General features: G+C 69.1%; 22 protein-coding genes and 1 tRNA gene. 15 read left to right on the top strand and 8 right to left on the bottom strand.

Features of this window, described 5'->3' with window-relative positions:
- Nucleotides 1–714: 714 nt before the first annotated feature.
- The gene (locus tag G1C96_RS09035) at nucleotides 715–1,374 is read right to left on the bottom strand and encodes an HD domain-containing protein (RefSeq protein WP_335341946.1); all 660 of its coding nucleotides are present in this window, start codon (nucleotides 1,372–1,374) and stop codon (nucleotides 715–717) included.
- 287 nt (nucleotides 1,375–1,661) lie between these two features.
- Between G1C96_RS09035 and G1C96_RS09030 the strand changes: the two genes are divergently transcribed.
- Both G1C96_RS09030 and G1C96_RS09025 read left to right on the top strand, forming a co-directional pair.
- The gene (locus G1C96_RS09030; RefSeq protein ID WP_169276268.1) at nucleotides 1,662–2,492 is read left to right on the top strand and encodes a hypothetical protein; all 831 of its coding nucleotides are present in this window, start codon (nucleotides 1,662–1,664) and stop codon (nucleotides 2,490–2,492) included.
- Nucleotides 2,493–2,642: 150 nt separating this feature from the next.
- Complete coding sequence (locus tag G1C96_RS09025) at nucleotides 2,643–3,947, top strand: class I SAM-dependent methyltransferase (RefSeq protein WP_169276267.1); 1,305 nt, start codon at nucleotides 2,643–2,645, stop codon at nucleotides 3,945–3,947.
- Nucleotides 3,948–4,134: 187 nt separating this feature from the next.
- On the opposite strand, the gene hdhA is transcribed toward G1C96_RS09025, so the two are convergent.
- Nucleotides 4,135–4,956: a 7alpha-hydroxysteroid dehydrogenase gene (hdhA, locus tag G1C96_RS09020; protein ID WP_169276266.1), complete on the bottom strand. Its 822-nt coding sequence runs from the start codon at nucleotides 4,954–4,956 to the stop codon at nucleotides 4,135–4,137.
- A gap of 262 nt (nucleotides 4,957–5,218) precedes the next feature.
- Between hdhA and G1C96_RS09015 the strand changes: the two genes are divergently transcribed.
- The gene (locus G1C96_RS09015) at nucleotides 5,219–5,848 is read left to right on the top strand and encodes an ECF transporter S component (protein ID WP_169276265.1); all 630 of its coding nucleotides are present in this window, start codon (nucleotides 5,219–5,221) and stop codon (nucleotides 5,846–5,848) included.
- Between the two features lie 66 nt (nucleotides 5,849–5,914).
- Here the strand turns inward: G1C96_RS09015 and G1C96_RS09010 are convergent.
- Nucleotides 5,915–5,988: transfer RNA gene (locus G1C96_RS09010), tRNA-Ile, on the bottom strand.
- Nucleotides 5,989–6,143: 155 nt separating this feature from the next.
- On the opposite strand from G1C96_RS09010, the gene G1C96_RS09005 reads away from it, so the two are divergent.
- From G1C96_RS09005 to prmC, 5 genes are all read left to right on the top strand, one after another.
- Nucleotides 6,144–8,306, top strand: a complete 2,163-nt coding sequence (locus tag G1C96_RS09005; protein WP_169276264.1) for a zinc ribbon domain-containing protein — start codon at nucleotides 6,144–6,146, stop codon at nucleotides 8,304–8,306.
- A gap of 75 nt (nucleotides 8,307–8,381) precedes the next feature.
- On the top strand, nucleotides 8,382–9,194 hold the full coding sequence (locus G1C96_RS09000; RefSeq protein WP_169276263.1) for a hypothetical protein: 813 nt from the start codon (nucleotides 8,382–8,384) through the stop codon (nucleotides 9,192–9,194).
- A gap of 152 nt (nucleotides 9,195–9,346) precedes the next feature.
- A complete protein-coding gene (gene rpmE, locus G1C96_RS08995; protein ID WP_152350560.1) occupies nucleotides 9,347–9,559 on the top strand; it encodes a 50S ribosomal protein L31 in 213 nt (70 codons plus the stop codon).
- 143 nt (nucleotides 9,560–9,702) lie between these two features.
- Nucleotides 9,703–10,791: a peptide chain release factor 1 gene (gene prfA / locus G1C96_RS08990; protein ID WP_169276262.1), complete on the top strand. Its 1,089-nt coding sequence runs from the start codon at nucleotides 9,703–9,705 to the stop codon at nucleotides 10,789–10,791.
- 84 nt (nucleotides 10,792–10,875) lie between these two features.
- Nucleotides 10,876–11,781, top strand: coding sequence for a peptide chain release factor N(5)-glutamine methyltransferase (gene prmC, locus G1C96_RS08985; RefSeq protein ID WP_205832117.1), 906 nt, complete (start codon nucleotides 10,876–10,878; stop codon nucleotides 11,779–11,781).
- A gap of 43 nt (nucleotides 11,782–11,824) precedes the next feature.
- On the opposite strand, the gene G1C96_RS08980 is transcribed toward prmC, so the two are convergent.
- Genes G1C96_RS08980 through G1C96_RS08970 form a run of 3 tightly spaced genes read right to left on the bottom strand, consistent with a single transcriptional unit; the run spans nucleotide 11,825 to nucleotide 13,242 of the window.
- Nucleotides 11,825–12,184, bottom strand: a complete 360-nt coding sequence (locus tag G1C96_RS08980; RefSeq protein ID WP_169276260.1) for a HepT-like ribonuclease domain-containing protein — start codon at nucleotides 12,182–12,184, stop codon at nucleotides 11,825–11,827.
- A complete protein-coding gene (locus tag G1C96_RS08975; protein ID WP_169276259.1) occupies nucleotides 12,184–12,507 on the bottom strand; it encodes a nucleotidyltransferase family protein in 324 nt (107 codons plus the stop codon). Before G1C96_RS08975 ends, G1C96_RS08980 begins: the two co-directional genes overlap by 1 nt.
- Nucleotides 12,508–12,531: 24 nt before the next feature.
- Nucleotides 12,532–13,242 (bottom strand): hypothetical protein, encoded by a 711-nt coding sequence (locus tag G1C96_RS08970; RefSeq protein ID WP_169276258.1) that lies wholly within the window; start codon nucleotides 13,240–13,242, stop codon nucleotides 12,532–12,534.
- 133 nt (nucleotides 13,243–13,375) lie between these two features.
- Between G1C96_RS08970 and G1C96_RS08965 the strand changes: the two genes are divergently transcribed.
- The 4 genes from G1C96_RS08965 to G1C96_RS08950 all read left to right on the top strand — a co-directional run bounded on the left by G1C96_RS08965 (nucleotide 13,376) and on the right by G1C96_RS08950 (nucleotide 17,901).
- Nucleotides 13,376–14,071 (top strand): response regulator transcription factor, encoded by a 696-nt coding sequence (locus tag G1C96_RS08965; protein WP_169276257.1) that lies wholly within the window; start codon nucleotides 13,376–13,378, stop codon nucleotides 14,069–14,071.
- A gap of 101 nt (nucleotides 14,072–14,172) precedes the next feature.
- Nucleotides 14,173–15,423: a histidine kinase gene (locus tag G1C96_RS08960; protein WP_169276256.1), complete on the top strand. Its 1,251-nt coding sequence runs from the start codon at nucleotides 14,173–14,175 to the stop codon at nucleotides 15,421–15,423.
- Nucleotides 15,424–15,564: 141 nt separating this feature from the next.
- A complete protein-coding gene (locus G1C96_RS08955; RefSeq protein WP_169276255.1) occupies nucleotides 15,565–16,407 on the top strand; it encodes an ABC transporter ATP-binding protein in 843 nt (280 codons plus the stop codon).
- A gap of 60 nt (nucleotides 16,408–16,467) precedes the next feature.
- Nucleotides 16,468–17,901, top strand: coding sequence for a hypothetical protein (locus G1C96_RS08950; RefSeq protein WP_169276254.1), 1,434 nt, complete (start codon nucleotides 16,468–16,470; stop codon nucleotides 17,899–17,901).
- Nucleotides 17,902–17,934: 33 nt separating this feature from the next.
- Here the strand turns inward: G1C96_RS08950 and G1C96_RS08945 are convergent, their stop codons facing one another.
- Nucleotides 17,935–18,606, bottom strand: a complete 672-nt coding sequence (locus G1C96_RS08945; RefSeq protein ID WP_169276253.1) for a sugar O-acetyltransferase — start codon at nucleotides 18,604–18,606, stop codon at nucleotides 17,935–17,937.
- A 201-nt stretch (nucleotides 18,607–18,807) separates the two neighbouring features.
- The gene (locus G1C96_RS08940) at nucleotides 18,808–19,572 is read right to left on the bottom strand and encodes a hypothetical protein (RefSeq protein WP_169276252.1); all 765 of its coding nucleotides are present in this window, start codon (nucleotides 19,570–19,572) and stop codon (nucleotides 18,808–18,810) included.
- A 263-nt stretch (nucleotides 19,573–19,835) separates the two neighbouring features.
- Here G1C96_RS08940 and G1C96_RS08935 point away from each other — a divergent pair, with 263 nt between their 5' ends.
- The 3 genes from G1C96_RS08935 to guaB all read left to right on the top strand — a co-directional run bounded on the left by G1C96_RS08935 (nucleotide 19,836) and on the right by guaB (nucleotide 23,425).
- Nucleotides 19,836–20,498 carry an L-threonylcarbamoyladenylate synthase gene (locus G1C96_RS08935; RefSeq protein WP_169276251.1) on the top strand — a complete coding sequence of 221 codons (663 nt, stop codon included), beginning with the start codon at nucleotides 19,836–19,838 and terminating at the stop codon, nucleotides 20,496–20,498.
- Entirely contained in the window at nucleotides 20,495–21,724 is a 1,230-nt protein-coding gene (locus tag G1C96_RS08930; protein ID WP_169276250.1) for an MraY family glycosyltransferase, read from the top strand. The genes G1C96_RS08935 and G1C96_RS08930 overlap by 4 nt, the downstream gene beginning before the upstream one ends.
- 153 nt (nucleotides 21,725–21,877) lie before the next feature.
- Complete coding sequence (guaB, locus tag G1C96_RS08925; RefSeq protein ID WP_169276249.1) at nucleotides 21,878–23,425, top strand: IMP dehydrogenase; 1,548 nt, start codon at nucleotides 21,878–21,880, stop codon at nucleotides 23,423–23,425.
- The last annotated feature ends 936 nt before the right edge of the window (nucleotides 23,426–24,361 follow it).

Below are 24,361 nucleotides of genomic sequence, written 5' to 3'. Positions count from 1 at the left end.
ATGTGAGTCGTATGTCACGTGGGTTGTATCGTCACGTGTTGTATCGTCACGCGGGTCGCGCCTACCGTCACGTGGGCCGTGCGATGGCGGTACGACGTCACGTGGGCCGTGCATCACGTGGGCCGCGGTGCTTGAAATCGGCATGATTCCGCGGTTTTTCGGACGCGCGGTCCGCGTGACGCACGGTCCGCGTGACGTTTTTCAGGTTCGGAACGTGACATGTCCGGTCTGTGTCACGTGGAGCGCTCTTTGTGTCACGCGGAGCGTCCTCTCCCTGTGACGGTGGTGCTCAAAATGGCGTTATTCCAGCGTTTTCGGGCTGCGTCACTGGGAGCGCATCCGCTCCGCGTGACGCTGGTGGCGCTCCCGGTGACGCGCCGTCCCAGTGACGCGCGGTCCGCGTGACGTTTTTCAGGTTCGGAACGTGACGTGTCCGGTCTGTGTCACGTGGAGCGCTCTCTGTGTCACGCGGAGCGTCCGCTCCCTGTGACGGTGGTGCTCAAAACGGCGTCATTCCAACGTTTTCGGGCTGCGTCACTGGGAGCGCGGCCGCTCCGCGTGACGCTGGTGGCGCTCCCGGTGACGGGGAGGGGTGCTGGGGCCAGCCGTTATGCGACGTGTGACGCGCGGTCCATGTGACGTATCTCATGTGGTGCGCGGGCCGCGTGACGCGTGACGCACGTCACGCGTCACGGAAAACGTGTCGGCCGCGGCTCAGCGCCCGCGCATGGCGAGCAGCGTGCGGTAGGCGCGCGAACGGATGCGTCCCAGTCCGTCGGTGCTGTTGAGCGCGAGGGCCACCGAAGCCAGCTCGCCCAGCGACGGCACGTGGGGGAGCGCGTCGGCGTCGTCGATCGTGCGGTCGTAGCGGAACCGGTCCAGGCTCACCGCCTCGGAGGTGGCGCACATCTTGTCGCTGATGGAGACGAGCCAGCCTTCGAGGTACTTCGGCGGCACGTTGGTGAGCGGATACATGTGGTTGGTGAGGCTGTCGGCCACCACGTCGTTCACCACGTCCGGGCCGAAGTCGCGCATCGCGTTGAGGCAGGCGATGCGCCCGTGCGTGAAGCCGTGCAGACGATGCCACTCCTCGTCGTCGTGCCAGTCGTAGAGGAAGTAGTCGTGCAGCAGTGTGGCCGTGACGAGCGAGCGCATGTCCACGCGGCGCTCGAGTCCGAACAGGTTGACCAGACGCACGGCGCGCTCGGCCACGCCTACGGAATGCTCGAACGTGGTGGTGTTGCCGTGCTGGAAGTAGCGCTTCTCGGACTGCATGCCGTCGGAGAGCATGATGTCCCGCCCGTATTCGAGCACGGTCAGGAAGGCGTCGCCGGCCGATGCGACCTCGGTGCGCGCGGCGGTGGAATGGCTCACGTATGGCTCCTCGTCAATGGCGTCGCGCCCCGGGAACGCATGCCCGCGCGACCTCGTACTGCTTCGACATCTCGTAGCGTCGATCTCCGACCGGCACCAGCATAGCGCCGTCGCGGACCGCGCGCATCCGCGGGTTATGCACGGCGTCGTCCACGACGGACGCGTCGCGACGCGACTTGTCCACTTATCCACGATTCCGCGGCGACGCGTTGCGGCCGGGGCGCCGCGGACCCTACGGTGGGTTCACGCGGGGACGACGACCGTTCCGGCGCCGACGGAAGGAGTCGATGATGACCGTGGAATGCATGAGCGACGACCAGAGCCCGGCCACGCTGTATTCGGGGGACGTGGCGAGGCTGTTCAAGGTGGCGGACAAGGACGAGTACAAGCGTGCGCGGCGGGAGTTCATCCGCGCCTCGGACATCGACTTCCGCCAGATCGCGGACGTGGGGCTGCGCGCCACCATGCGCTGCCTGTTCGAGGAGTGGTTCGCGTACGACCGGCCGGTGGACGAATCGGGCACCACCCCGTTCGACATCATCGCCAGGGCGTTGTTCGAACGGGACGACGGCGTGTGCGACCGCGAATACGAGGACTTCCGCGAGTTCTCCGCCACGAACTTCGCCGCATGGTTCTGGATTCGCGACGCCAGCGCCAGCAGCCATTGCATGACGGTGGAGAACATGGCGGACGGACGCGACTACGAGGTGTACGCGGGTGACTTCGCGGCCCGATGCGACGGCGCGCGGGGCGGCAGCATGCTGGTGCGCATCGCCCGGCCGCGCGGCACGTGGCGCATGTGCGGCAATCCGAGCGTGTTCATGCGCGAGCCCAGCGACGAGGACGGCCACCGCTTCCTCAGCGAGATCATCCGCGAATGGGACCCCGGATTCCCCGAACTGGTGGGCGCACTGTTCGCCCCGCATCCGGGGATGATGCGCCGGGACGGCACGAGGATCGGCGGGGCGGCGGCGCCGAGCGCGCTGCGTCCGGTGTCGGTCGCCACGCCGTACGGGGACGATCCGCTGCCGGGGACCGGACCGGGTGCGGATCGTGGCCCGAAACCCCGCAGAAGGCGGCGCCGCCGGTCGTCGGCGGACGGGACCGGGCGTCGCTGAGCGGAGTCGGTCGTCGCATCGCCTACGCTGCGCGCGAAACCCGTCACCACGGGGCGAGAGTGTCGCCGCAACCGTAACGCGGGCGGGACTACACTCGACTCGGAGCGGACGACTGCACGGGGCGTCGTCGCAAGGGAGTGGGTGTTCACCATGGCCAATGGCAAATCGATGACCGTCGCCGAGATGCTCGGGTTCTTCCTCGACCCGGCGACGCCGATCAGGATGGACGCGTTCGACGGATCGCACTTCGGTCCGGCGGACGCCTCCCTGCATCTCAAGGTCACCAGTCCGAACTGCATCTACCAGCTGCTGGCGCATCCCAACGAGATCGGCGCCGTGCGCGCCTACGTGCTCGGCGACCTGGACGTGGAGGGCATCGACTACGCCAACCCGTACCCGGTGCTGCGCGCGCTGTTCTCGCTCGCCAGCTACGCGCGCAGGCCCTCGCCCGTGGACGCCGCGCGCCTCGCCGCCGCCGTGCTCAGCCACGGCGTGCGCAGGCCCCCGGTGCCGCAGACCGAGGGGCCCAGCAAGTTCGCGCGCATCAAGGAGGGGCTGCTGCCGCACACCGAACGCGCCGACTCCAAGACCGTGAGCTTCCACTACGACATGTCCAACGAGTTCTACGCGGACTTCCTCGGCCCGTCCATGACGTACACCTGCGCGGTGTTCGAGGACGAGCACATGAGCCTCGAGGACGCGCAGGCCAACAAGCTGCGGCTCATCCTCGACAAGCTGGGCCTCAGGCCCGGCGAGCGCCTGCTCGACATCGGCTGCGGCTGGGGATCCATGGTGATCACGGCCGCGCGGCGGGGCATCAAGGCGCTCGGCGTGACGCTGTCCAAGGAACAGGCCGCGTGGGCCAACGAGTGGATCGCGCGCGAGGGCCTGCAGGACCTCGCCGAGGTGCGCGTGCAGGACTACCGTGAGGTGCCCGAGCACGACTTCGACGGCATCTGCTCGATCGGCATGATGGAGCACGTGGGCGTGAAGAACTACCAGAGCTACTTCGAGGAGATGTACCGTCTGCTCAAGCCGATGGGACGCCTGCTCAACCACCAGATCACCATCGCGCACGACAAGCCGAACGGCAAACCCGGCCAGGACGAGTTCCTGGACCGCTACATCTTCCCCGACGGCGATCTGGGCGCGCCCGGATTCATCGAGTCGTGCATCCACGACGCCGGCTTCAACGTGGTGCATCAGGAGAATCTGCGCCAGCACTACGCGCTGACGCTGCACCACTGGTGCGAGAACCTCTCGGACAACTGGGACGACGCGGTGAAGCAGGTCGGCTTCGAACGCGCCAAGGTGTGGGGCCTGTACATGGCCGCCTGCGCGCTCAACTTCGAGATCGACGGCATCCAGATTCACCAGTTCCTGGCCGTCAAGCCGGACCGCGTGGGGCACCCGGACGGCAAGTGGTACCCGCTGCGCCCGTGGTGGAGGGCGTAGGGCTGATTATTGCCCCGTCGTCTCCCCTCGTCATCCTGAGCGAAGCGAAGGATCCTTGACCATACACGCATTTCAAGGATCCTTCGCTGCGCTCAGGATGACAAGAGGGGAGACAACCAGGACGACAGGGGGAGGCAGTCAGGATTGACGAGGACGGACGAGCGACGTGCCTATCCGCGCGCCGCGACTAGCCGCGCGCCGTGGCGAGCGCCTGCAGGTCGCCGTACACCGGGGTGGCCAGACCGAATCCGCCGGCCACGGCCAGGCACTGCCCGGTGGTGAACGCGGCGGCGTCCGTGAGGAAGTACACCACGGCCTGCGCGATCTCGTCCGGCGTGGCCATGCGGCGGATCGGCGTGCTCTTGAGGAACATGTCGCGGAACGTGTCGTTGAGCGCGTTCTGCACGGCGTCGGTGGCGGTCATGCCCGGCAGCACGGCGTTGCAGCGGATGTTCCTGCGCGCCACCTGCACGGCGATGTCCTTGGTGAGGTGCTCGATCGCGGCCTTGGACGTGCCGTAGGCGATCTGCGAGATGTCCGGCACCTCGCCGCCGATCGACGAGATGTTCACGATGCTGCCGCCGGTCTGGGGCATGTGGCGGATGGCCGCCTGCGAGGTGATGAACACGCTCTTGAGGTTGATGGCGACGGTGTCGATGAACGTGTCCACCGACGTGTGCTCGATGTCGAGGTCCTTGCGCGGGTCGGACGTGCCGAAGTTGTTCACCAGTCCGTCGATGCGCCCCTCCGTGGCGGCCACGGCCTCGATCATCTCGGTGTACGTCTCGTCCTTCGTGGCGTCGTTGTACACGGTCCTGACCACGCCGCCGTTGGCCCTGACGGTCTCGTCGGCGTTGATCTCGGCCGCGCGGGCCTCGGCGCGTTCCATGTTGCGCGCGCCCAGATACGTGACGGCGCCCTCCCTGGCGGCCGCGGTGACGATGGCGAGTCCGATGCCGCGGGTGGCGGCGGTGACGACGACGACCTTGTTGGCGAGTCTTCCGGTCATGATGCTCCTTCGACGATCATTGCGACGCCGGGCTTCCGCGCCCGACCTGCCACCAGCGTACGCCGCGAAGGTCACGGAATCCGTTCATGCTTCCGGAGGCCGCGCCGCGTGCCACATAGTGACACGACACGCTGCTACGATGGGCCGCGGCGTCCCCGCCCGTGCCGCGCAGGTCAGGGGCCGCCCGGCCGCACGGCACGCTCGTCCGCGCCCGGCCCGCAGAGACAGTGCGCGGTTCAGATAGGGGAAACGAGGAAATCTCATGTCCGCAGGTACCACCATGTCCGCATCCGTCCGTCATTCGCTGCGCTGGTCCACGGCCGACATCGCCGTCGGGGCCGCGCTCGGCGTGGGCTGCGGCGTCGTCCAATGGGGATTCAACTTCGTCTCCCAGTCGCTCTTCGCCGTGATGGCGGCCATCCTGCCCGGTCTGAGCAGCCTGTTCCATGCCATCTGGTACTTCTCCGGCACGCTCGGCGTGACGGTGATCCGCAAGCCGGGCGCCGCGATCTACGTGAACGTCGTGGGCGTGGCCGTGCAGATGCTGCTCGGCAACCAGTTCTCGTTCGGCTTCGTGTTCGTCTCCGCCGCGCTGCAGGGCATCGTCGCCGAGCTGCCGTTCGTCGTGACGCGCTACCGTCTCTTCAACCTGCCGATGACCATGCTGGCCGGCGCGCTGGTGGCCGTGGAGTACGGCTTCTACCTGCTGTTCTTCCGCTACCAGGCCGTTTCGCTGTTCAGCCCGCGCGGCATCATCCACATGACCTGCGAGGTGATCGGCGGCGTGGCCATCGCCGGCGTCTTCAGCTGGTTCCTGTTCCGCGCCATCGCGGCCACCGGCGCGCTCGACCGCTTCGCCTCCGGACAGTCCGTGCGCGGCACCGTCGACTGAGTCTCCGCGTGAGGCGCGCGGCGATGCGTACGCGCGACGTGCACCTGCAACGTGCGGAAGGATGAGTGGGGGCTGACAGGCTTGAACTGACGACCGGCGGATTATGAGTCCGATGCTCTAACCGACTGAGCTAAGCCCCCGTCGTTGGCGACGACGTCCGATCATAGCACGCGGCGACGCGGATACCGAGGATTCGGGCGCCCGGGGACACCGGGGGAGCGGCGCGGGACGATGACCGGGCGGGCGGATATCCTTGGGACCCAGAGAGCATCGGGAGATCCAAGGGAGGCCTGTCATGGGCACGTTCTGCACGAATTGCGGCAAGGAAAACGAGCCGGGGACGACGTTCTGCGTGAACTGCGGCGCGCGGCTGGACATCGGGACCGCCGCCGAGGTTCCGCAGCAGCCCACCGCACAGCCTCAGCCCGCCGTGCAGGCCGTCGCGCCTCAGCCCGCGCAGCAGGCGGCGCCGGCGCCCGTCGCTCCTCAGCCTCAGCCCGCGCAGCCTCAGCCCGTACAGCCTGTACAGCCCGTACAGTCGGCACCGGCGGCACCCGGCACGCCTGCGACGCCCGCCGCACCCGGCAGCCCGGACGACGGCGGAAAGAAGAAGGGCAGGGCCGGCAAAATCGCCGCCATCGTGATCGCCGTGATCGTGGTCGTCGGCGTCGTCGCCGGACTCCTGCTGTGGAAGCTGGGCGTCTTCGGTTCCGGGACGGAGGCGACCGCGCCGGCATCGCTCACCGCGGCGCCGTCCGCCTCCGCGTCCTCGTCGTCGCGCACGCCGGGATCGTCCTCCACCACCGCCACGCCCAGCGCCAGGCCTGCCGCCACGCGCGTGAGCCTGCCGGACACCATCCCGTGCGCGCCCGCGTCCTCGCCGTCGGCGTCGTCCACGGCGTCCTCCTCCGCGTCGGCGTCTTCGTCCTCCTCGCCGAGCTCCACGTCCTCGTCGTCCTCCACCGCATCCTCCACCTTCCCCGTCTCCGGATGGGACTGGCGCGGCGGCGCGCTGGTGACCGAGCTGCACTCGTGCGGCGGCGGCTCCGGTTCCGGCGACACCAACGACAACTATTCCTTCGGCGTGTGGACCCCGCGCCTCCAGTCCGTGGCCGTGTGCAGCGTCGACTCGGTGCTGCAGGGCGACGAGAAGCTCATCAACAGCGCCGACGACACCTCGAGCTACTTCGCCCTGACTGCCACCTACGGCGACGATCCGACCGTGTACGTGCTCTACCAGCTCAAGGTGAAGGCCACCGGCACCACGCCGGAAAGCGTGCACCTGTACGCGCAGCCGTTCACGCTGGGCGACTCCGGCTCCTGCACGATCGGCCAGCGCATCGACCTCAATACCGAGGAGGACAACGTGGCCAGCGACAAGCAGAACTACCGCTTCTCGCGCGCGGCCGCCTCGGAGCAGTCCATCGTGGTGGAGAAGAGCTGGCGCACGCGCGAGCAGATCCAGGTCAACGGCCGCGATCCGGTGAGCCAGGACATCGACCACGTGCAGCTGGTGGCCGTGAACAAGTCGACCAACGCGATGCTGCCGTTGCAGACCTTCGCCACGCAGGCCACGCCGCGCTACGGCTCCTCCGGCGGCTACTCCGGCATGGACGTGACGAACGCGTCCGTGAGCCCGCTGCAGCTCGACGGCAAGTATCTGGCGAAGACCGACCACTACCGCATCTACGACGTCGACTCCAATCAGCCGGTGTTCGACCAGCCGCTCAACTTCTGCGACGCGTCCAACGCCTCCACCGACTGCTCGATCGACCGCGCGGCCGTGATCGGCGGGAACGTCATGCCGTACAGCAACGGCAACATGTATCTGGGCACCACACGCGTGTACTCCGCGGACGGATCCTCCAGGTCGATGGCCGAGCTGGTGGGCTTCCAGGAGACGGAGAACGCCAAGGCGTCGCGCACGTCGTTCAGGTTCCGCCAGTTCCACGACGGCTCGCTGCTCGTGGAGTACGGCAACTACAACGACGGCACGCACCACGTGGTGCACGTGGGCGCGGACCTCGCCGCCACCGAGCTGCTCGACGCCTCCCAGTGGCAGCACCTGACCGACTCCGGACGCAGCAAGGGCGTGACCGGCATCAACCCGATGACCGGGCAGGTGTACGCGCAGACCACCGACGAGTCCATCGTGATCGATCTGGCCGGCAACACCGTCTCGCACGACTACACGCTGCTGCCCGTGAGCGACTGGGGCAAGCTGACCGACTCGCCGGACGTGAACGTGACGAACTGGCAGCTGTGGGACATGATCCAGGCCACGTCGTCCTCGAGCTCGTCCTCCTCATCGTCGTCCTCGAGTTCCTCATCCTCGTCCGCGCGCTACGTGCTGACCACCGGCGCCGATCCCACCGGCGTGGTGCCGACGCCGGGCGCGTCCTCCGGCGCCGCGTCCTCGTCGCCCACCGCGGCGGCCACGCCCTCCGCCTCGCGCTGAGCCGCGTCGAGCCCGCGGTGGTAAGGTACACCACAGCCGCGGGACGGACGCGCCGTCCGGCATCGAGGAGCGCGCATGGACAAGAAGAGCATCGAGACGGGCCTGTCGAAGGACCAGCTGTCGGCCGTGGCCGATCTGGCGAAGACCAACACGTACGCCAACCAGTCGAAGTGGCAGACGCTCAGGGAGCTGCCCAGGGAGGAGAAGTTCCCCTACTTCATCCAGCACTTCCTGCTGGGCACGGTGGCGATCATCGCGGCCGTGGCCATCGTGATCGGCATGACCGTGTTCTACCTCACGCGCCCGCCGGCCACCAAGCTGTACGTGGCGACGTTCGGTCTGGCGGACCAGTCGCAGAAGCTGAGCGACCTGCAGGGCGACTTCGCGGCGGCGCATCCCGAGGAGGACCCGCGCGTGTTCGCCATCGACGCCACGTTCGTGCTCACGTCCACGGCGTCGCCCAGCGCGTCCGCGTCCGATGATGCCTCGGCGTCCGCGTCGTCCTCGTCCTCCGCGGGCACGGGTTCCGCGATGCTCGGCGGCGCCTATCTGGACGATTCCGCCAAGCTCGCCGCGATGATGGCCTCCGGCGAGATCAACACGGTCATCGCCACCAGGGCGCTGTTCGGCGAGATGGTGCAGCGCAACAACATCAACGACGCCTCCGCGGTGCTCGATGCCTCTCGTCTGGCTGCGCTCGGCGACGCGGTGGTCTACGCCGACGACCTGGATGCCTCCGCCGCGCACACCGCGGTGGGGCTCGACCTCGGCAGATCGCGGACGTGGAAGGCCAAGGGGCTGCCGGACGGGGCGATCCTGGGCTTCGGCAACGTGAGCGCGGGCACGCAGTGGCCGCTCGCGTTCGTGGACTTCCTGCAGTTCCAGTAGGCGGGTTCCGGCAGACGCGGCATGCGCGTGCCGACGGCCGCACGGCGCGGTGTGTCGCACATCCGCACCACGGCGTATAATCCCATAGGTTCCGGTTCACGCCTGCCATACCGGCGGACGACCCGGGTCCCCCGAATTCCATAGGAGACAACATGAAGCAGGGTATCCATCCCGATTATCACCCCGTTGAGGTGACTTGCTCGTGCGGCAACACCTTCGTGACCCGCACCGCCGGCAAGGAAGATCACATGTTCGTTGACGTGTGCTCGCAGTGCCACCCGTTCTATACCGGCAAGCAGAAGATTCTCGACACCGGTGGCCGCGTGGCTCGCTTCGAGAAGCGCTACGGCAAGAAGACCAAGTAGCATACTTCGCGCCAGCCCCCGCATACCCTGCGCCGGCTGGCGTTTTCATATCCGGAACCCGTTTCCGTCCTCTTTCTTCCTTTTTCTTTTCCCGATTTCCATTCCGTTCCGACCGTCGTCGGGCGAGCATCGCAAGGACTTCCATGGCAGACGAACAGTTCCCCGCGGCCGTGACCGCGCTTGAGGAGTACCGGTCCATCGAGCAGCAGATGGCCGACCCGGACATCGTGTCCGACCCGGACAAGCTGCGCAAGCTGGGCCGTCGCCACGCCGAGCTCGGCGCGATCGTGAGCGCCTACACCGCGTACACGACGGTGCGCGACGACCTCGAGGCCGCGCGCGAGATGGCGTCCGAGGACCCGGACTTCGCCGAGGAGGCCAAGCGCCTCGAAGGCGAGCTGCCGGGCGTCACGGAGAAGCTCAGGACCGCGCTCATCCCGCGCGACCCGGACGACGCGCGCGACACGATCATGGAGATCAAGGCCGGCACCGGCGGTGAGGAGGCCGCGCTGTTCGCCGGCGACCTGATGCGCATGTACACGCGCTACGCGGAGAAGCGCGGCTGGACCGTCACCATCCAGTCGGAGAACACCACCGAGCTCGGCGGCGTCAAGGACGTGCAGATGGCCATCCGCGCCAAGGGTACGCCCGCGCCGGAGGACGGCGTGTGGGCGTCGCTCAAGTACGAGGGCGGCGTGCACCGCGTGCAGCGCATCCCCGTCACCGAATCGCAGGGCCGCATCCAGACGTCCGCGGCGGGCGTGATCGTGTTCCCCGAAGCCGACGAGGACGACGACGAGATCGAGATCGATCCGAAGGACCTCAAGATCGACATCTTCATGAGCTCCGGCCCCGGCGGCCAGTCCGTGAACACCACGTACTCCGCCGTGCGCATGACGCACATCCCCACCGGCATCACCGTGAACATGCAGGACGAGAAGTCGCAGATCCAGAACCGCGCCGCCGCGCTGCGCGTGCTCAAGAGCCGACTGCTCGCCATGAAGCACGAGCAGGAGGCCGCCGAGGCCGCCGACATGCGCCACTCGCAGGTCCGTTCGCTCGACCGCTCCGAGCGCATCCGCACCTACAACTTCCCGGAGAACCGCATCGTGGACCACCGCACCAACTACAAGGCGTACAACCTGGACCAGGTGCTCGACGGCGACCTGCAGGCCGTGATCGACTCCGACATCCAGGCGGACGAGGCCGAGCGCCTCGCCAGCCAGCAGTAGCGCGGGACGCCGCGCCGCCCATCCGTACACGCAGTGCCGTACGAAGGTGATCCCATGACTGTTCCCGCACCGACCGTTCCCGCCATGACCGTTGCCGCCCAGACCGTTCCCGTCGCCGACCTGATCCGCGCCGCCGCCGCGCGCCTGCGCGAGGCCGGCGTCGACACGCCCGACCACGACGCGAAGCTGCTGCTCGCCCACGCGGCGGGACGCGAACCGCGCGACGTGGACAAGGCCATGCTCATGGGGGAGACGTGGACGGTGCCGGACGGGTTCGACGCGATGGTCGCCCGCCGCGCGAGCCGCGAGCCGCTGCAGTACGTCACCGGACACGCGCCGTTCCGCTACCTCGACCTTCAGGTGGGCCCCGGCGTGTTCATCCCGCGCCCGGAGACCGAGCTCGTGGTGCAGGAGGGACTCGACTGGCTCACCGCGCAGCATGGCCTGTACTCGCCGCGCGTGGTGGACCTGTGCGCCGGATCCGGCGCGATCGGACTCGCCGTGGCCAGCGAGGTACCCGGCGCGCAGGTGTGGGCCGTGGAGCTCTCCGAGCGCACCGCCGCATGGACCAAGCGCAACCTCGAGGCCGTGGCCCGCATCAACCCGCAGGTGGGATACAACTACCAGCTGGAGATCGGCGACGCCACGAGCCGCGGCACGCTCGCCGCGCTCGACGGCACCGTCGATCTGGTGATCTCCAACCCGCCGTACGTGCCCGAATCGCAGATCCCCGAACAGCCCGAGGTGCGCGACCACGATCCGGCGCTGGCCCTGTACGGTGGCTCCGCGGACGGCACGCTCATCCCCGAGCGCATCATCGAACGCGCCTTCGCTCTGCTGCGCCCGGGCGGCCTGTTCGTCATGGAACACGACATCATGCAGGGCGACCGCCTCGCCGCCTACGCGCACGTCGCCGGCTTCGCCACGGCCGTCACACACAACGACTACACCGGCCGCCCCCGCTACCTGACGGCGGAGAAGGGCGCGTAGCGGCCGGCGAGCGTCCAGCCGCGGCGCAGTTCATTCGACAGGTTCACTCGGAGCGGTCCGCGTGCCCGCGATGTCGTCTCAGAGCCCCGATGACGGGCGGGAAGTCGATCATGACGGTGTCGTAGAGCACGTCCCAGTCAACATCGCCGTATTCATGGACGATGACGTTGCGCAGACCGCGAAGCTCCCTCCACGGAACATCCGTCATCGCGGCGAGCGATGCGTCGGACAGACGACTCGCGCATTCCTGCGCCTGTTCGATCTCCTTGGCCGCGGAATTGCGGTCCTTGCGGCTCAGCGCCAGATCCTCGGCCCGGTCGAATGCGGAGACGTCGTCATGGGCGTACTGCAGATGCTCGATGAGCTCGTCCAGCAGCAGTTCGTCACGTTCGGAATCCTTCATCACACGATCCTCGTCAGATCGTCGTTGATGGCATCGTAGAAGCGTCTGCCGGATGCGGTGTGCTCGGCATTGAACAGCAGCGTCCTCATGGACAGCAGCGACACCGGTGACCCGAGCTCCGATTCCAGATCGTCCTTCAACGACAGGATGGCTCCGGCCGTGGCCTTGTTGCCCTCGTTCAGACGGTAGACGAGATCCACATCGGAAAACGGTCCGTTGTCGCCGCGCGCCACCGAACCGTAGACATACATGGCCCCCACGCCGTGGTTCGCGGCGACGCGACGTGCGGCGGACCTTACCTGTTCCAACGAAAGAGTGCCCATGTCCTCATGGTAGTCCACGCCCCGCTACCTGACGGCGGAGAAGGGCGCGTAGCGGCCGGCGAGCGTCCAGCCGCGGCGCAGGCACTGCCATTGCAGCACGCACGCGGCGAGGAACACGGCCGCCATCGCGGCGGGCATGCCGTCGCCGCGGACGGAGGAATCCCACATGAACGGCGACAGGCGCGAGACGGGCTTCCACGAGGCGACGACCAGCAGCAGCGCGAGCCAGACCAGCACGATGCCGCCGCCGGCCAGCCGCCCGCACACCGTGACCCCGATGACGGCCACGGCCATCGTCAGCGCGCACGGCATCCACATCAGCGCGAGGAGCTCCCACGTCGCGGGAGCGAACGGACGCCGCCCGGCGTCGCCCGCACCCGGGATCCATCGGACGGGCGCGACGTCCAACAGCAGACGCACGGCGGGGACCATGCAGCTGGCACACAGCGCGACCACGGCCATGAACGCGGCCGTCAGATCGTGCGTGCGCCGGCCGCACAGCAGCTCCATGCGTGGCATGTCCGGCGCGGTCAGCGCCAACGCCGCGGTGCCGAACACGGCGGGGGACACCTGCATGACGGACACCGTGACCCCGTAGTACTGTCCGAGCAGATACGTGTCGACGCTCACGTCCCACCACAGCCAGGTCGCCACGTACCCGGCTGCGAGCACGAGCGCGGCCGATCCGAGACGCCGTCCCCTGCGCCAGTAATGGAATGCGCGATGCGTGCCCATGGCCACCCCTTTGTCTGCCCGTAACCGCATTCAACGCTGCTGCCGCGCGTCGCGCAACGCCGTGCCGTAGCGGGTACGGCAGGAGCGGGCTCCCGCATGGCGACGCATGGCCGCGGATGCCACAATGGGCCGTATGGACAGGGAACGGCTGATTCGCGTCGGGGTGACGGACAACGATCCGCTGGCGCTCGACATGCTGGTGGCCGCCGCGGGGCGCGTCCGCGGCTGCGTGGTGCTGTGGCGGGCCATGTCCGGGGTGGAGGCGCTGCAGCTGGTGACGCGCGCGCTGCGCGGCCGGGGCGCGCTGCCGGACGTGATGGTGGTGGACGTTTCGCTGGGGGACATCTCCGGTCTTCAGGTGTGCCGGCGGATCCGCGGGCGTGCGGGCACGGAGGGCATCGGCATGGTGGGGGTCACCGCCTATTCGGCGGACCGGTTCCGGGACGAGGCGCGCGCGGCGGGCATGGACGTGCTGATGGGCAAGGAGGAGATCGGCACGGGACTGGGCGCGGCGATCGCCGAGGCTGCGAGGAGGCGGCGAACCGGCGCGGAACGCCCAAGGGGCCTGGACGACGAGAACGGCCGGGTCCGCGGGAACGAACCGGACGCCGGCGACCGACGGCCCGTCCCGGATTCGCAGCCGCTGTCCGCCCGCGAACTGGAGACGCTCCGGCACTACGCGCGCGGCATGAGCACGGAGGAGATCACGCGGGCCATGGGCGTGGGGCCCACCACGGTGTACTCCTACCGCAACCGCGCGCTCGCCAAGCTCGGCGCCCACAGTCTGCTCGAGGCGATCCATCTGCTCACCAGACGGGGTGCGCTGTGAACGCGCGGCCGCGCGCATGGCGCATCCGTCGCGCATGGGCGGCGTGGACGGCACGGATGGCACGGACGGCGGCGGCGTGGACGGCACGGGCGAAGGCACAGATGTCACGGGCGACAGCACGGACGGCACGCGTCGAGCGGACGCTGCGGTCCGTGCTCGGGCCATGGTACGGACGGCCCGCCGTCTACGCCGCGCTGGCCGTGGCGACGCTGCTCCATTCCTGCCTGCTGCTGTTCGCCTCCCCCTACGGCACGGCCGTCGGCCCGTTCGCGCTCGCCGCGGGCGGCATGTGCCTGTTCGCGGCGGCCGTCGCCTGCATGGCGTGGTCCGATCGCTGGGCGCCCTGCGCGGTGACGGCGATGTGGAGCGCGTGCGCGCTGCTCAACGGCTTCGACGGGCGCATGCCGCTGCCGATGTCCGTGCTCGCCGTGGCTGCGGTGTGCGCGGCGACGTTCCGGCTCACGGGCAGGCATCCGGTGCTCGGCGTCCTGCTGATCGCCCCGCCCGTCTACGCCTGTCTGGTGATGACCGCGGCGGGTGCGGCGTCCGGCGGCGTGCCGCGGTTCGTGCTGCTGTGCGTGGGCGAACTGGCGTCCGCGATCGCGGCCGTCGCGCTGCGCAGGAACCGGCGGCTGGCCGAACTGCGTCGGCGCGAGCGGCGTCGCGCGCTGCGCGACCGGATCGAACGCACGCTGCACGACTCCACCGCCAACACGATCGTGTACGCGCTGTCCCTGGTGGGGACGATGCGGAAACGCGACGGCGACGGCACCGACGCCCGGTGCGACGCGACGCTGGACGATCTGGACGCCGCGCTGCGGCGGTCGCTCGCCCAGGTGCGGGACGTCATCGACCTGATCGAGACGTCGGAGAGCGACCGCGGGCCATATGTCTCCCCGCCGGCATCCGCGGGCGCCGCCGCGGATCTGGGCGACCGGCTGCGGGCCGCCGCCGAACGCATGAGGGAGCACCTGCGACGCGTGGGATTCGACGTGGAGCTGCTGTTCGACGATGCCGACCGTGGCGGCGGAACGGTTCCCGGGGAACGCGCGGATCTGGTCGAGGGCCTGCTGCACGAGCTGGAGGGCAACGTCATCAAGCACGCCGACCCGCACGGCCCGGTCATGATGTCGATCGCCGTGCACGCGGACGGCGTCGCCGTCTCCCTGGCCGATGACGCCGCGGTCCTCCCGCCATCTCCGGATGCATCCTCCGGCGAACGGGCGCCGGTCTCCGGAGGCACCGGTCTCGCCCGCTACGGGCGCCTGATCGAGGCGGCCGGCGGCACCTTCGCCGTGCGCGACGAGAACGGCGTGTGGTCCCTGAACGCGACGGTCCCGTTCATGCCATAGCGAGTGCCGTAGCGGCTACGGCAGCCGGTGGAACGTTCCGGCCGGCGATGGTGCAATGGCCGTATGCCCCGCGGACGATGCGGTCCGCGGCGGATCGGCATACGGGTCGCACGCATCGGGAAGCATCAAGGGAGGCGCATCATGGCGGGACGAACGCAGGCACGGCACGCACGTCGATCGACGGACGGGCATCGGTCCCACGCGGCCGATGTTGGCCTCGTCTGCTCGCACGTCTCGTTCCGCTACGGCAGGACGCAGGTGCTGCACGACGTGTCGTTCTCCATCGGGCGCGGCGTGACCGGGCTGCTGGGCGCGAACGGCGCCGGCAAGACCACGCTGCTCAACGTGTTGTCCACGCTCCGGCGGCCGCACGAAGGCCATGTGGTCGTGGCCGGGCACGACGCCTCCGACGCGCGTGGACGGGAGTCGGCCCGGGCCGGACTGGGCTACCTGCCGCAGCGGTTCGAGCTCATGGGATGCTCCACGCTGGAGGACAATGTCGCCTACGCCGCATGGGCCCACGGGCTGCGCGAGGATCTGATCCCGCGGGCGGTGGACGACGCGCTCGCCGCCGTGGACCTGCTCGACCGCCGCGGGATGCGCGCGCGGCAGCTGTCCGGCGGCCAGCGGCAGCGGCTCGCCATCGCCTGCGCGACGGCCCACCGGCCCGAGGTGATCCTGCTGGACGAGCCCACGGCCGGCGTGGACCCGATGCAGCGCGCGAACATCCGCACGATGGTGGCCAGGCTCGGCGAGCGCGCCACGGTGCTGCTCAGCACCCACATCATCGACGACGTCTCGCGCGGCGCCGACCGGCTGCTCATCATGGTCGACGGCGGCATTGCCTACGCGGGGGACATCGCCGGATCGGACGGCGTCGGCGGACCGGGCGGCATTGCGGACGGCGTCGGCACCCTGGGCAACGACGAGGACCGCACCCGCGCCATCGAGGAACTGTTCCTGCGGATCTCCGCGCGCGGGTGACGCGGCGGACGGGACGCACGGGCCCATGCGCGGACGACGCGCGGAGAGGAGCACGGCATCATGACCGCGACCACGAATCGGACGGCGTCCCGGGCGACGCTTCATACGGCATCCCGCCGACTCCGCGCGGGCGCGCGCGGGTCCCGCGCCGCATGGCCGAGCGTCCCCTCCATGGCGGCGCTCGGCGCAGGCGTGGCGCTCGCCGCGTTCGCGCAGACGTCGTCCTACTTGTTCTCCCCGGTGGTCCGCTGGACGTCGCTGACCGTGGCCGCGCGGGAGGGTCTCCTGCTGCCCGCGCTGGTCGTCGCCGTCGCGGCGGCCGCGTTCGGGCGCTCCTACCGCGTCCACGGTCTGGTGATCGGGCGTCTGTGCGCGGGCGGGACGTTCCGCGTGCTTTCGCGGCAGATCGCGGGCTGCTGCGCGGCGACGCTGGCCGGCTACGTCGTCGCCCTGACTCCGCTGGCCGCGCGCACCGCGATGCACGCCGACTACGGCGCGCCCGATCTGCCGGCGCTGCTGTCCGCCCTGACGACGCTGGCGTCGGTGACGGTCTGCGCATCCGTGCTGGGCGCGGTCGTCGCCTCGCGGTGGATGACGGTCCTGCTGCCCCTGGTCACGTTCGTCTGGCTGAACGGCGGCGTGATGCTGACGAACACCGTGCTCACGAACACGGGCCTCTCGGCGCTGATGCCCGCGCCGCTCTGGGGCAACGACTTCCCGATGCCGGGGACGGAGATCGTCCCGGCGTCCAGCCTGTACCGCATCGCGCTGTTCGCCGCGCTGGGGCTCGCCGCGCTCCGCGTCGGGCGCGACGTGCTGGACGACGTCGGCCGCCGGGACCGGGTGACCGACGTCCCGCTGTGGATCGGCGCGGCCGTGGCGGTGGCCATGACCGTCGCGTCGATCGTCGTGCCCATGCCGCTGGTCCGCCACGACGGGCGGACGGAGGTCTGCTCGGACGCCTCAGCACGGGTCACGGTCTGCGTGCATCCGGCCGATCGCGGTCTGGTCGGCGTCATCGCCGACACCGCGCACCGCGTGATCGCGCTGGCGCCCCTGCCGCACGTGACCGTGGCGGAGCAGTTCAGCGGGGCGGAATGGCGGAACGCGGAGGACGCCGCGATGTTCCCCGCGCCGGCGGGCGGCGCGGGAGCGGAGAGCATCGCGGCGGAGATCCGTCAGACGATGGTCCAGTCGGTGGCCGGGCGCATGCGGTGCCCGGCCCCGGTGGTGGGGGAGGGCAGGGCGCTTTCCGAAGGCGAGAACGTCCTGTCCGTCGTGCAGCAGGAGATCCTCGCGCGGCTGGGCGGTTCGACGACGTCCGGCGTGGACGTGGAGACGGGCGAGACGGTCTCCCGCCGCGGCGGGGCGCTGGCGGATGCGCTGGCGCGGCTCGACGATGCGCGGTTCGCCGACTGGTTCACACGGCACGGGGAGCTGCTGCGGTCCTGCGAGGCCACCGAGGCGCAGGTCATGCCGGGCGCCGAGGGATGATTCCTAGCGCGTCCTAGCGCGTCCTAGCGCGTCCTAGCGCGCGTACTCCTGCAGGGCGGAGGCGTCCGCCTCGGTGATCTCGCGCAGCACGCGCGCCGGATTGCCCACGGCCACGGTGTGCGGCGGGATGTCGTGCGTCACCACGGCGCCGGCGCCGATCACGCAGCCCTCGCCGATCGTCACGCCGCCCAGCACGGTCACGCTGCCGCCGAACCAGCAGTTCGAGCCGATCACGATCGGACGGCCGTACTCGTAGTCGTAGGAGGAGCCGTCCGGGCGGCGGCGCACGTTGCGGTCCTCGAAGCGCAGCGGATGCATGGGCGGCAGCAGGGAGACGTTCGGGCCGAACAGCACGTCGTCGCCGATCGTCACCGGCGCACAGTCGAGCACGGTGAAGTTGAAGTTCGCGAACACGCGGTCGCCGATCGTCGTATGGCAGCCGTAGTCGAAGAACACCGGTCCCAGGACGTCCAGATCCTCGCCGTGGCCGGGCAGCAGCTCGTCCAGCACGGCGGCGCGTTCGGCGCGCGCGCCGCGCGGCAGGGCGTTGAAGCGCGAGCACAGGTCGGCGGATCGGTCGCGCAGCGCCACCAGCTCCGGGTCGGAGACGTCGTACAGCTTGCCGGCGAGCATCTCCTCGCGTTCGGATTTGCGGGGCGTTCTCAGTTCCACGGGCGGGATCGGGGAAGGGTTGTTCTCGGTCATAGCCGGCATTGTAGCCGTCCTGCCGGCGATGCGGGGTCACAAGATTTTCGGCGGCTCATCTTGTGACCCCGCCCATTGCGCGTATGAACAGGTGCTTCCTTGGAAGTCCGCCGTTTTCGGCCGAGTGTGATGTGCGGTTCTGTGCACATGCCGTCGCACAAGATGAGCCGCCGAAAATCTTGTGAACCCCCGCCTGCGGGTTCAGGCCAGCTCGACCGTCTCCGGCACCTCGATGCCGTGCCGGGACAGGATCTCCACGGCCGCCAGATAGGCGTCGGTGGCGGTGGTCTGGTCGATCAGCGCCGCGCGCAGCCCCGCGTCCGCGATGCCCAGCGCGTCCGCGACCGCGCCGCGCAGACCCGCAGCGGAGACCTCGGCCTCGCCGATCGCCGGTTTCAGCGCGTCCGCCAGCGGCTTCAGATCGCCGCCGGTCACCTCGTCGATCACGCCGATCTGGTCGAGCAGCGCGAACAGCCAGTCACGCACGGCCGCGTCGTCGGCCGCCGCGCCGGCCTTCGCGCCGCCCAGCACCTCCGCGGTCCGCCGCGCCACCGGCGTCACGCTGATGTGCCCGATCTGCGCGTCCGCGCTCGCATGCCCGCGCCGGTCCTCGATGTCGTCCAGCAGATGCTGGATCGTCACCTCGTCCGCCAGCGGGCCGGGCTGCGCGTGCAGCGTGGCGATCGCGTCCACGTCCAGCTGCTTGCCGCCCGAGTTCTGGAAGCGCACCAGCTTGGGGGAGTTGAAGTAGTGGTCCATGCCGTAGGTCACCAGCCACGGCGTCTCGCGCTGCAGGTCGCGCAGCGCCTCGGCCACGGGGCGCATGCCCAGCAGCGGCTGCTGCACCAGCACGTGCGTGAGCGCCCGCTTGGCGTCCGGCACCGCGAGCGGCCCGCCGATCCGCACCCTGCCGGTGCCCGAATGTCCGGCGAACATCGTCCTCAGCTGGTCGAGGAACCCCATCATTGCCTCTTTTCGTGCTCGTTCCACGGTCGTTCCACGGGTTGATCCATGGGCCGTCCCGCTGCCGCCGCACGGTCGTCCGCGGGGTCGTCGCACGGCCGCTCCCAAGGAAAGGAACCGCGTGATCGACGCCGTGCAGGCCGCGTCGGCGCCTCAAGTCTAGTCCCGTCGCGGCGCGCGGGGCCGCCGCGTGATGCACAATGGAATGCGTATCGAACGAATGCCGGCGGTCCGGCGGGGACACGAGGACGAAGAGAGTGACGACGATGGTCGATGTGCGTGCGGTGAGCGAGGAGTCATGCGCCTTGGCGGCGCGGCTGGTGCGGGACGGCGAACTGGTGGTCATCCCCACCGACACGGTGTACGGCGTGGCGTGCGACCCGCGCAACGCCGAGGCCATCGCGCGCATCTACGAGGTCAAGCGCCGTCCGCGGTTCAAGGCGCTGCAGGTGCTCGTCGCCTCCGTGGACGACGTGGACGCGCTGGGACTGGAGCTGCCCGCGCCGCTGAACCGCCTCGCCGCGGCGTTCCTGCCCGGCGCGTTCTCGCCCATCGCCGTGGCGCGCGAGGACTGCACGCTGGCCACCGTGCGCGCCGGCGCGGACGGTGGCCCCGGCACGCAAGGCATCCGCATCCCCAACTCAGCGCTGTGCCTGCGGATCCTCAGGGCCACCGGCCCGCTGGCCGCCTCCAGCGCGAACCGTTCCGGCGACGAATCCGCGCAAAGCGTGGACGAGGCCGTGGCGGCGTTCGGCGACCGCGTGGCGCTGTACTTGGACGGCGGATCCACGCCGGGACACGTCTCCAGCACGGTGGTGGCCGCGAACCCGCACGCGCGCGACGGCATCGAGATCCTGCGCGAGGGCGTGATCCCGCAGTCGGCCATCCGCCGGGCCCTGACCGTCAACGGGGGAGGACTGGGCGCATGAGGGTCTACTTCCTGATCGCCGCGATCGCCGGCGGCGTCACCTGGCTCGTCACCCCGATCGTCCGCCACCTCGCCATCGAGATCGGCGCCGTGGGCAAGGTCCGCGCGCGCGACGTGCACACCGTGCCCACCCCGCGCATGGGCGGCGTGGGCATGCTCATCGGCTTCCTCGTGGCCATGCTCTTCGCCAGCCGCATCCCGTTCATGGCCGAGCTGTTCGCCTCCGACACCACCGCATGGGCCATCATGGCCGGCGCGGTGGGCATCTGCCTGCTGGGCGTGGCCGACGACCTGTGGGACCTCGACTGGATGCTCAAGCTCGCCGGGCAGCTGCTCATCTCCGTGTTCGTGGCGTGGGGCGGCGTGCAGATCATCTCGCTGCCGCTCGGCTCGCTCGTGGCCGCCTCGCCGAGCCTGTCCATCGCGCTCACGGCCATCCTCATCGTGGCGTCCATCAACGCGGTGAACTTCGTGGACGGCCTGGACGGCCTGGCGTCGGGCATCGTGGCGATCGGCGGCACGGCGTTCGGCATCTACTCGTACATCCTGGCGCGCACGTCGCCCTCATACGCCTCCATGGCCACGCTCATCGACGTGGCGCTGGTGGGCATCTGCGTGGGCTTCATCCTGCACAACTGGCATCCCGCCAAGCTGTTCATGGGCGATTCCGGATCCATGCTGCTCGGCTACCTCATCACCTGCGCGTCCATCGTCATGACCGGACGCCTCGACCCGATGAGCGTGCACACGTCGATCTACCTGCCGGTGTTCATGCCCATCCTGCTGCCCGTGCTGGTGCTGTTCCTGCCGGTGCTGGACATGTGCCTGGCGATCGTGCGGCGCGTGAGCCACGGCCAGTCGCCCATGCACCCGGACCGCATGCACCTGCACCACCGCATGATCGGCATCGGGCACACCGTGCAGGGTGCGGTGACGATCCTGTGGAGCTGGGCGGCGCTCATCTCCTTCTCCTCGATCCTCATCCTGTTCTTCCGCATCCGCTACGTGGCCGTGGGGTTCGCGGTGGCCGTGGTGGTGCTCACCATCGTGACCATGTACCCGTACCTGCGTGCCCGTCTGCCCGACCTGCGGCGCGAGAACGCGGAGTACCGCGCGGCCCGGCGCAGGGCAGAGCATGCGCGCGCGGAGGCCGACGGCGGCTCCGGCGGGTCGCGCAAGTCCGATGCGACGGGCGCGCGCGGCGGAAAGAACGGAGACCGCCGGTAACGGACGCGGGACGGCCGGTCGGCATCTCCTGCCGGTCTTTTCGGGCGTCGTTCCGGGCGCCGTGCCGTACGGCGTGTCGTGCGGCGTCGGCCGTGCGCGGCGATGACCACGACGCGGCCCGCAAACGTCAGCCACCGTGCATATAGTGTTTTCATGGCTACTTTGCAATCAGAAGAACAGTCCGCATTCAATCCGCTTCCTCCGATTTTCGCCAAGCTCGGCCTCGCATATGACGACGTGCTGCTGCTGCCGAACGAGACGGACGTCATTCCGTCCGAAGTGGACACCACCACTCACCTGACCCGCAAGATCACCATGAAGGCCCCGGTCCTCTCCGCGGCCATGGACACCGTCACCGAAGCCGAAATGGCCATCGCCATGGCGCGCAACGGCGGCATCGGCGTGCTCCACCGCAACCTGTCCATCGACGACCAGGCCGCCCAGGTGGACGTCGTCAAGCGCTCCGAGTCGGGCATGATCACCGACCCGCTCACCGTGCACCCCGAGGTCACCCTCGCCGAGCTGGACAAGCTCTGCGGCCGCTTCCACATCTCCGGTCTGCCGGTCGTGGACAGCGACAACAAGCTCGTGGGCATCATCACCAACCGCGACATGCGCTTCATCGCCTCCGAGGACTACGACCACCTCAAGGTCAAGGACGTGATGACCAAGGACAACCTCATCACCGGTCCGTCCAACATCTCCAAGGAAGACGCGCATCGCCTCCTCGCCCAGCACAAGGTCGAGAAGCTGCCGCTCGTGGACGCCGAAGGCCGCCTCACCGGCCTGATCACCGTCAAGGACTTCGTCAAGACCGAGCAGTACCCGGACGCCACCAAGGACGAGCAGGGCCGCCTGCGCGTCGCCGCCGGCGTGGGCTTCCTGGGCGACGCGTGGCAGCGCGCCTCCGCCCTGATGGAGGCCGGCGTGGACGTGCTCGTCGTCGACACCGCCAACGGCGAGGCCAAGCTCGCGCTCGACATGATCTCCCGCCTCAAGCATGATTCCGCCTTCGACGGCGTGCAGATCATCGGCGGCAACGTCGGCACCCGCTCCGGCGCCCAGGCCATGATCGACGCCGGCGCCGACGCCGTGAAGGTGGGCATCGGACCCGGCTCCATCTGCACCACCCGCGTGGTGGCCGGCGTGGGCGTTCCGCAGCTCACCGCCGTGTACGACGCCGCCCAGGCCTGCCGCGCGGCCGGCGTGCCCTGCATCGCCGACGGCGGCATCCACTACTCCGGCGACATCGCCAAGGCCCTCGTGGCCGGCGCCTCGTCCGTGATGCTCGGCGGCACGCTCGCCGGCTGCGAGGAGGCTCCGGGCGAGAAGGTCCTGCTGCACGGCAAGCAGTACAAGCTGTACCGCGGCATGGGCTCGCTGGGCGCCATGGCCCCGCGCGGCAAGAAGTCCTACTCCAAGGACCGCTACTTCCAGGCCGACGTGACCAGCAACGACAAGGTCGTGCCGGAAGGCGTCGAGGGCGAGGTGCCGTACCGCGGACCGCTCAACGCCGTGCTCTACCAGATGCTCGGCGGCCTGCACCAGTCGATGTTCTACATCGGCGCGCACAACATCCCGGAGATGGCCGAGAAGGGTCGCTTCATCCGCATCACCGACGCCGGCCTGCGCGAGTCGCACCCGCACGACATCGTGATGACCGCCGAAGCCCCGAACTACTCCGGCTTCCACAACAACTGATCGGCTGGTTAGTCGGCCGTTTGATCGATCGACTGACCGTTTGATCGGTTGGTTGGCCGACTGGTCGACTGACCGACCGATCAACCAGCCGGCCAACGGTCGCTGATCTTCAAGTCCCCCTCGCACCTCCGCGTGGGGGACTTTTGCGTTGGCCAGCCCCTGCATGCCGTTTTCGTTCTCCCGTCGTCCCGCGCAGGACTGCACGTTTTTTCCCCCTGTCGTCCTGAGCGGAGCCGTGGGCTTTCCCCTCTGTCGTCCTGCGCGGGGCTGCAGGTCTTTTCCTCGTCATCCTGAGCAAGGCCGTGGTTTTTCCTCCGTCATCCTGAGCGGAGCGTAGCGGAGTCGAAGGATCCTTGGTGTGCTGTGTGGGTGTTCAAGGATCCTTCGACTCCGGCCTGCGGCCTCCGCTCAGGATGACAGAGGGCAGGCTCGTGCGGCCGCCGCTCGGGATGACGGGAGAGGACGGCCTCCGCTCAGGATGACCGAAAAGAACAGCTTCCGTTCGGGATGACGGGAAAGGATGGTCTCCACTCAGGATGGCTGGGGAGGGGTCTTTCCCTCTGTCGTCCTGCGCGGGGCTGCAGGTCTTTTTTCCCCCGTTATCCTGAGCAAGGCCGTGGTTTTTTCCCGTCATCCTGAGCGGAGCGTAGCGGAGTCGAAGGATCCTTGGTGTGCTGTGTGGGTGTTCAAGGATCCTTCGACTCCGGCCTGCGGCCTCCGCTCAGGATGACCGAAAAGAACGGTCTCCGCTTGGGGTGACTGGGGAGGGGGTTTCCTTCTGTCGTCCTGTGCGGAGACGTGGGCTTTTTTGGCTCTTCCGATTTTGGTGTGTAAGGGCCGTGCGGTTTCATTCGGTGTGTGATTGAAAAAGTGAAGGAAACCGCGCGGCTTGTCAACGAGTCTAGCGCGTTCGACGGCCGGGTCCTGCTCGGCCTG

Source organism: Bifidobacterium moraviense (assembly GCF_012932365.1).
GTDB classification, from domain to species: Bacteria; Actinomycetota; Actinomycetes; order Actinomycetales; family Bifidobacteriaceae; genus Bifidobacterium; species Bifidobacterium moraviense.
Note: the sequence above shows the minus strand (reverse complement) of the source record. Positions and strands in the feature narration are given on the sequence as shown.

Bases quoted from the DNA above. Each gene is read 5' to 3' on its own strand.
- G1C96_RS08965 (WP_169276257.1), top strand. From the start codon at position 13,376: ATGGACAGGGAACGGCTGATTCGCGTCGGGGTGACGGACAACGATCCG.
- G1C96_RS08970 (WP_169276258.1), bottom strand. From the start codon at position 13,242: ATGGGCACGCATCGCGCATTCCATTACTGGCGCAGGGGACGGCGTCTC.
- hdhA (WP_169276266.1), bottom strand. From the start codon at position 4,956: ATGACCGGAAGACTCGCCAACAAGGTCGTCGTCGTCACCGCCGCCACC.
- G1C96_RS08950 (WP_169276254.1), top strand. From the start codon at position 16,468: ATGACCGCGACCACGAATCGGACGGCGTCCCGGGCGACGCTTCATACG.
- guaB (WP_169276249.1), top strand. From the start codon at position 21,878: ATGGCTACTTTGCAATCAGAAGAACAGTCCGCATTCAATCCGCTTCCT.
- G1C96_RS08930 (WP_169276250.1), top strand. From the start codon at position 20,495: ATGAGGGTCTACTTCCTGATCGCCGCGATCGCCGGCGGCGTCACCTGG.
- G1C96_RS08940 (WP_169276252.1), bottom strand. From the start codon at position 19,572: ATGATGGGGTTCCTCGACCAGCTGAGGACGATGTTCGCCGGACATTCG.
- G1C96_RS09015 (WP_169276265.1), top strand. From the start codon at position 5,219: ATGTCCGCAGGTACCACCATGTCCGCATCCGTCCGTCATTCGCTGCGC.
- prfA (WP_169276262.1), top strand. From the start codon at position 9,703: ATGGCAGACGAACAGTTCCCCGCGGCCGTGACCGCGCTTGAGGAGTAC.
- G1C96_RS08960 (WP_169276256.1), top strand. From the start codon at position 14,173: ATGTCACGGGCGACAGCACGGACGGCACGCGTCGAGCGGACGCTGCGG.
- prmC (WP_205832117.1), top strand. From the start codon at position 10,876: ATGACCGTTGCCGCCCAGACCGTTCCCGTCGCCGACCTGATCCGCGCC.
- G1C96_RS09025 (WP_169276267.1), top strand. From the start codon at position 2,643: ATGGCCAATGGCAAATCGATGACCGTCGCCGAGATGCTCGGGTTCTTC.
- G1C96_RS09030 (WP_169276268.1), top strand. From the start codon at position 1,662: ATGATGACCGTGGAATGCATGAGCGACGACCAGAGCCCGGCCACGCTG.
- G1C96_RS09000 (WP_169276263.1), top strand. From the start codon at position 8,382: ATGGACAAGAAGAGCATCGAGACGGGCCTGTCGAAGGACCAGCTGTCG.
- G1C96_RS08955 (WP_169276255.1), top strand. From the start codon at position 15,565: ATGGCGGGACGAACGCAGGCACGGCACGCACGTCGATCGACGGACGGG.
- G1C96_RS08975 (WP_169276259.1), bottom strand. From the start codon at position 12,507: ATGGGCACTCTTTCGTTGGAACAGGTAAGGTCCGCCGCACGTCGCGTC.
- G1C96_RS08980 (WP_169276260.1), bottom strand. From the start codon at position 12,184: ATGAAGGATTCCGAACGTGACGAACTGCTGCTGGACGAGCTCATCGAG.
- rpmE (WP_152350560.1), top strand. From the start codon at position 9,347: ATGAAGCAGGGTATCCATCCCGATTATCACCCCGTTGAGGTGACTTGC.
- G1C96_RS08945 (WP_169276253.1), bottom strand. From the start codon at position 18,606: ATGACCGAGAACAACCCTTCCCCGATCCCGCCCGTGGAACTGAGAACG.
- G1C96_RS08935 (WP_169276251.1), top strand. From the start codon at position 19,836: ATGGTCGATGTGCGTGCGGTGAGCGAGGAGTCATGCGCCTTGGCGGCG.
- G1C96_RS09005 (WP_169276264.1), top strand. From the start codon at position 6,144: ATGGGCACGTTCTGCACGAATTGCGGCAAGGAAAACGAGCCGGGGACG.